The following is a 5,789-nucleotide window of genomic DNA, read 5'->3' on the forward strand; positions in this document are numbered from 1 at the left end:
CCCCCGCCCAAAGCGGGGGCGCGCCCCGGCCCACCCCCCCCCCCCCCCCCCCCCACACCCCACCCGGTGCCCGCCCCCCGGGGGGCCCGCGGCAACGGGAAAAGGAGTCGGGCCGCAGAGAACTGAAACCCTTCAGGCCAGTTCCACTTCGGTCCCGCAGGGCGGGACCTTGTCAGTAGCGGTAGTGGTCGGGCTTGTAGGGGCCCTCTACGTCTACGCCGATGTATTCGGCCTGGTCCTTGGTGAGCTTGGTCAAGGTGCCGCCGAGGGCCTCTACGTGGATGCGGGCCACCTTTTCGTCCAGGTGCTTGGGGAGGCGGTAGACCTCGTTGTCGTATTCGTCGGGCTTGGTCCACAGCTCGATCTGGGCGATCACCTGGTTGGAGAAGCTGTTGGACATCACGAACGACGGGTGGCCGGTGGCGTTGCCGAGGTTCAGCAGGCGGCCCTCGCTCAGCACGATGATCGACCTGCCCGACTCCTTGAACGTCCACAGGTCGACCTGCGGCTTGATGTTCAGCCGCTCGGCACCGGAACGCTCCAGCGCGGCCATGTCGATCTCGTTGTCGAAGTGGCCGATATTGCCCAGGATGGCCTGGTCCTTCATCGCCCGCATGTGGTCGAGGGTGATGATGTCCTTGTTGCCGGTCGAGGTGATCACGATATCGGCCGCGCCGATGGCCTGCTCGACGGTGACGACGTCGAACCCGTCCATCAGCGCCTGCAGCGCGTTGATCGGGTCGATCTCGGTGACCTGCACGCGGGCACCCTGTCCCGACAGCGACTCCGCGCAACCCTTGCCGACATCGCCGTAACCACAGATCAGCACCTTCTTACCGCCGATCAGCACGTCGGTGCCGCGGTTGATGCCGTCGATCAGCGAATGCCGGGTGCCGTACTTGTTGTCGAACTTCGATTTGGTGACCGAGTCGTTGACGTTGATCGCCGGGAACGACAGCTCACCCGCGGCGGCGAACTGGTACAGCCGCAGCACGCCCGTGGTCGTCTCCTCGGTCACGCCGCGCACCGACTCCGCGATCGTCGACCACTTGGCCTTGTCGGTCTCGTACCGCTCCCGCAGCAGGTTCAGGAATACCTTGAACTCGGCCGGATGCTCCTCGTCCTCCGGCGGCACGACGCCCGCCTTCTCGTACTGCGCGCCGCGCAGTACCAGCATGGTGGCGTCGCCGCCGTCGTCGAGGATCATGTTCGCGGGCTCGTCCGGCCAGGTCAGCATCTGCTCCGCCGCCCACCAGTACTCCTCGAGGGTCTCGCCCTTCCAGGCGAACACCGCCGTGCCCTTGGGCTCCTCGACGGTGCCGTGCGGGCCGACCACCACGGCCGCCGCGGCATGGTCCTGGGTGGAGAAAATATTGCACGAGGCCCACCGCACCTGCGCGCCGAGATCGACCAGCGTCTCGATCAACACCGCCGTCTGCACCGTCATGTGCAGCGATCCGGAAATCCGCGCGCCCTTCAGCGGCTGGACCTCCGCGTACTCGCGTCGCAACGCCATCAGCCCCGGCATCTCGTGCTCGGCCAGCCGAATCTCCTTGCGGCCGAACTCGGCCAAAGACAGGTCCGCCACCTTGTAATCGATCCCGTTGCGGTGGTCGGCAGTCATCTTGCTGCTCACTGCGGTCGTCATCTGCCTCTCCTGGTCGGCGTACTACCCAGGAAAGGCTAGCCGCTTTGGTGCGTACGCGATACGCAAGGGCCGTGAGCTGCTCGGAACCAGCCGCGCCGCGGCCTACTTCCGGTCCACCCGGTGCTCGTTGACGCCGATCTTGGTGCACTTGAACCTGTCGTCCATGCCCCAGGTGCGCAGGATCGCCTTGCAGGTCGCCTCGTCGCCGTAGACGTCGCCGACGCGCGGGCCCACCTGCTTCACCAGCGGATACCCCGAGACCTGAGGAACGGCCGCGCTCACGGCCGCGGCACCGATTCCGGCGACTCCGGCTACCCCCATGGACAGTGCGATGACGGCGCGCAGAACAGACTTCATGATTCCCTCCCCTAGATTCAACGGCGACAATTCGCTGTCGCCCGAGAGGAGTTTAACTGCCGCCGTTGGGATTTGGGGTCGACGACCACACCGTCGCGGATGTGATGCGCATTACACGCTAGGCCGGGGCGGTACGGCCGTACATCCCCAGGATGCGATCTCGCTTGCGCGGAGCGATATTCGCCCTGCTGACGTCGCCGTCGTAGTGGGCCAGCACTCGCGGATCCATCACCCGGCGCCACAGCGGCGGGATCGCCGCCAGCACGATCATCGAGGCGTATCCCGCCGGAAGTTGCGGCGCCTCTTGCGAACTGCGCAGCGTCTGATACCGGCGGCCCGGATTGGCGTGGTGGTCGCTGTGCCGCTGCAGGTGGAACAGGAAGATGTTGGTCACCAGCCGGTCGGAGTTCCAGCTGTCGGCCGGTGAGCAGCGTGCCCACATGCCGTTCGGCCGCTTGCGCCGCAGCAGGCCGTAATGCTCGACGTAGTTGACCGTCTCCAGCAGCCCGGCCGCGATGACCGCCTGCAGCAGCAGGTACGGCAGCAGCGCCGGGCCGAAGGCGAGCAACAGCGCACCGTAGAGAACCACCGTCATCGACCACGCCTGCAGAATGTTGTTGCGCACACTCCACCAGCCCAAGCCCCTGCGCCGCAGGCGATCCCGCTCGAGCTTGATGCCCGATCGGTACCCGCCGATCACGCTGCGCGGCAGGAACTCCCACAGCGACTCGCCGAGGCGGCCGCTGGCCGGATCCTCCGGCGTCGCCACCCGCGCGTGATGCCCCTTGTTGTGCTCGACGAAGAAGTGCCCGTAACCGGACTGCGCCAGCGCGACTTTCGCCAGCCACCGCTCCAGACTTTCGACCCGGTGGCCGAGTTCGTGCGCGGCGTTGATCCCGATTCCGCTGACGAAGCCCAGGGTGGCCGCCAGCCCCAGCTTGTCGACGACGGCGAGTTCGTCGTCGGCCCACAGATAACCCGCGATCCCCAGGCCGATCAGCTGGATCGGCAGGAACAGGTAGGTACACCACCGGTAGTACCGGTCGTTGGAGAGCAGTTCGTAGTCCTCGTCGCGTGGGTTGCTGCCGTCCTCCCCCACCACCCAATCCAGGACCGGGATGACGATCAGCACGATGATCGGCCCGATCCACCAGAACACCGGAGATCCGGTGTGCAGCACGAGTTGTGAGGGCAGCACGGCACAACCCGGAGCTATCAGCCCCAGCACCCACAGGTGACGCTTGGGGTCTGGGGAACCCGAGCGTTTGCCGACCGTTTGCACGTTTGCCCCGCTAAAAAGAACCCTGGATCTGTTGCCAGTAGATATGTACAGACATTACGCCCGTTACACCTCACCACACCCGGGAAGAGTGTGCGCCGTTACATACTGCCCGGTACATTCTTAAGGCCCCACACAGGTGACGCCGGTCACCGCATACCACAGGCAAACGCCGGATGTACGAACACCCCCACCGTGACATCGCGCGTCGCCGACCGTCTGCGACACCGCGAAACCCTGCCAGTTGACCACGAGCATCCACAATAGGGCGCCCGAGGAATTGTTATATAACACAACACGATTCGGAAACGGCCGGATCAGCGGCGCCACACGTAACGAACCTGCGGCCGCCCGGCGCGGCCGTAGTCCGTGCGCCGATCCACCACACCGTCCTCGGCCAGGCGTTCCAGATACCGCCAGGCGGTCACCCGCGAAACTCCTACCGCCCGGCCGGTTTCTGTGGCCGACAACCCCTCGGCGGCGGCGCGGACCGCGCGCGACACCTCCTCGAGGGTCTGCGGTGCAATGCCTTTCGGCGCGGTGGCCTTCGGGTCTGCGGTCCGCAGCGCGCTGAAGGCGCGATCGATATCGTGCTGGGTGACGGTGGCCTCGCCGTTCGGCAGTGCCGCGCGAAACTCCAGGTAGCGGTCCATCTTCTCCCGAAACGCCGCGTAGGTGAACGGTTTCAGCAGATAGAGCGCCACGCCGTGGGCCACCGCGGCGCGCACCATCTCGAGGTCGCGGGCCGAGGTGATGGCGATGACATCGGGCCGCGGGCGCATCCGGGCGAGCGCCGCGGTCACCTCCAGGCCGCTGATGTCCGGCAATCCGATGTCCAGCAGCACCAGCTCGATCGGCTCACCCGCCTCGGCGGCCCGGGCCGCCGCCCGCAGCGCGTCACGGCCGGTCTGCACGACCGCCACCGCGTCGAAATCCGGCAGGCGGTCCAGATAGGAGCGGTGCGCCTCGGCGATCCGCGGCTCGTCCTCCACGATCAGTACCCGGATCGTCATTGCGGAATCCTCACCACCACGGCCGATTCCGGGGTCCGCTCCGCGCGCAGCGTGCCGCCGTGGCGCGCCACGAGGCGGCGCACCAGCGCCAGGCCGAGGCCCTGGTGATCGGTCTTGGTCGAATAGCCGCGTTCCATGGCACGGACGAACACCTCTTCCGACATGCCCGGGCCGCTGTCGGCGACCCGGATGGTCAGCGCCGAATCCTCCTGGCGGACGGTCACTTCCACCCAGGCATCGGGCGTCTGGGCGACGGCGTCCAGGGCGTTGTCGATCAAATTACCCACCAGCGTGACCATTTCGTGCGCGGTCAGCGGCGCGGGCGACTCGAGCGCGGTGTCCTCCGCGACGGTCAGCTCCACGCCGCGCTCGATCGCCTGGTCGACCTTGCCCAGCAGCAGCGCCACCAGCGCCGGTTCCCGCACCGCGCCGGTCAGCCGATCGATCAGCGCCTGCGAGAGCCGCAGTTCGGCGGTGGCGAACTCGACGGCCTCCCGATAGCGGCCCAGCTCCACCATCGTGATCACGGTGTGCAGCCGGTTGGCCGACTCGTGCGCCTGCGCGCGCAGCGAATCGGCAAGCCCGCGTACCGAATTCAGCTCGCCCATCATGTCGCGCAGTTCGGTGTGATCGCGCACGGTGAGCACCGTACCCAGCGGCCGCCCCGACCATTCGACGACGTCCTGATTCACCACCAGCACCCGTTCCGCGGTCACGTGCATCTCGTCGCGCACGACCTTTCTGTCCAAGCGGCGCAGCGAGATCGGCAGATCCGTGCGGCGCACCGGGCCGTCGGGCAGCTCCAGCAGCCGCCGCGCCTCGTCGTTGACCACCGCGGCCGTCTCGGCATCGCGGTCGAACACCACCAGGCCCTCGTGGATGGAATGCAGGACGGCGTCGTGGTGCTCGTAGAGGGTGCGCAGCTCGGCCGGGGCCAGGCCGTGGGTCTGGCGCAGCAGCCGCCGCCGCAACAGCAGCGATCCCAGCACCGCCAGCAGCAGGCCGGATCCCGCGGCACCGAGGATCAGCGGCAGTTGCTGCCGGACCTGGTCGCCGATCCTGGCGCGGGTCACCCCCGCCGAGACCAGCGCGACGATATGGCCGTCGGCGTAGACGGGGGTGACGGTGCGGATCGAGGGACCCAGTGTGCCGGTATAGGTCTCGGTGAACGTCTCACCGGCCAGCGCCCGATCGATGGTGCCGCTGAACGGCTTTCCGATCCGATCCGGCTCGGTGTGGGTGTAGCGGGTGCGGTCGGGGGCCATGACGACGATGAAGTCCACGCCGGTCCGGATGCGGATGCGCTCGGTCACCGGCTGCAGCAGCGCGGTCGGGTCCCCGGTGCGCACCGCGGCCGCCGGGGGCGGGGGCGCGGCCCCCCCCCCCCCCGGGACGCGCCCGGGCCCACTGGGCGGGGCTGGGGGGGCGCGAGGCGGGGGGCGGCAGTCACAGGCGGCGGGCCAACGGGGGGGGGTGGGCGGGGGGGGGGGGG

At 68.0% G+C, this 5,789-nt stretch carries 4 protein-coding genes and 1 pseudogene; all 5 read right to left on the reverse strand.

Annotation, left to right across the window (positions count from 1 at the left end; genetic code table 11):
• Positions 1–172: 172 nt before the first annotated feature.
• Positions 173–1,648: an adenosylhomocysteinase gene (ahcY, locus tag QH290_RS11795; protein WP_280382854.1), complete on the reverse strand. Its 1,476-nt coding sequence runs from the start codon at positions 1,646–1,648 to the stop codon at positions 173–175.
• Positions 1,649–1,750: 102 nt separating this feature from the next.
• Positions 1,751–2,005 (reverse strand): hypothetical protein, encoded by a 255-nt coding sequence (locus tag QH290_RS11800; RefSeq protein WP_280265236.1) that lies wholly within the window; start codon positions 2,003–2,005, stop codon positions 1,751–1,753.
• A gap of 118 nt (positions 2,006–2,123) precedes the next feature.
• The gene (locus QH290_RS11805) at positions 2,124–3,233 is read right to left on the reverse strand and encodes an alkane 1-monooxygenase (protein ID WP_425303585.1); all 1,110 of its coding nucleotides are present in this window, start codon (positions 3,231–3,233) and stop codon (positions 2,124–2,126) included.
• Positions 3,234–3,601: 368 nt separating this feature from the next.
• Positions 3,602–4,297, reverse strand: a complete 696-nt coding sequence (locus tag QH290_RS11810; protein WP_280382856.1) for a response regulator — start codon at positions 4,295–4,297, stop codon at positions 3,602–3,604.
• Positions 4,294–5,655 (reverse strand): annotated as a pseudogene (locus tag QH290_RS11815) (sensor histidine kinase); the annotation flags it as partial. The gene QH290_RS11810 and the pseudogene QH290_RS11815, both read right to left, overlap by 4 nt.
• Positions 5,656–5,789: the final 134 nt, after the last annotated feature.

The organism is Nocardia wallacei (genome assembly GCF_029869545.1).
Taxonomy (GTDB): Bacteria; Actinomycetota; Actinomycetes; order Mycobacteriales; family Mycobacteriaceae; genus Nocardia; species Nocardia wallacei_A.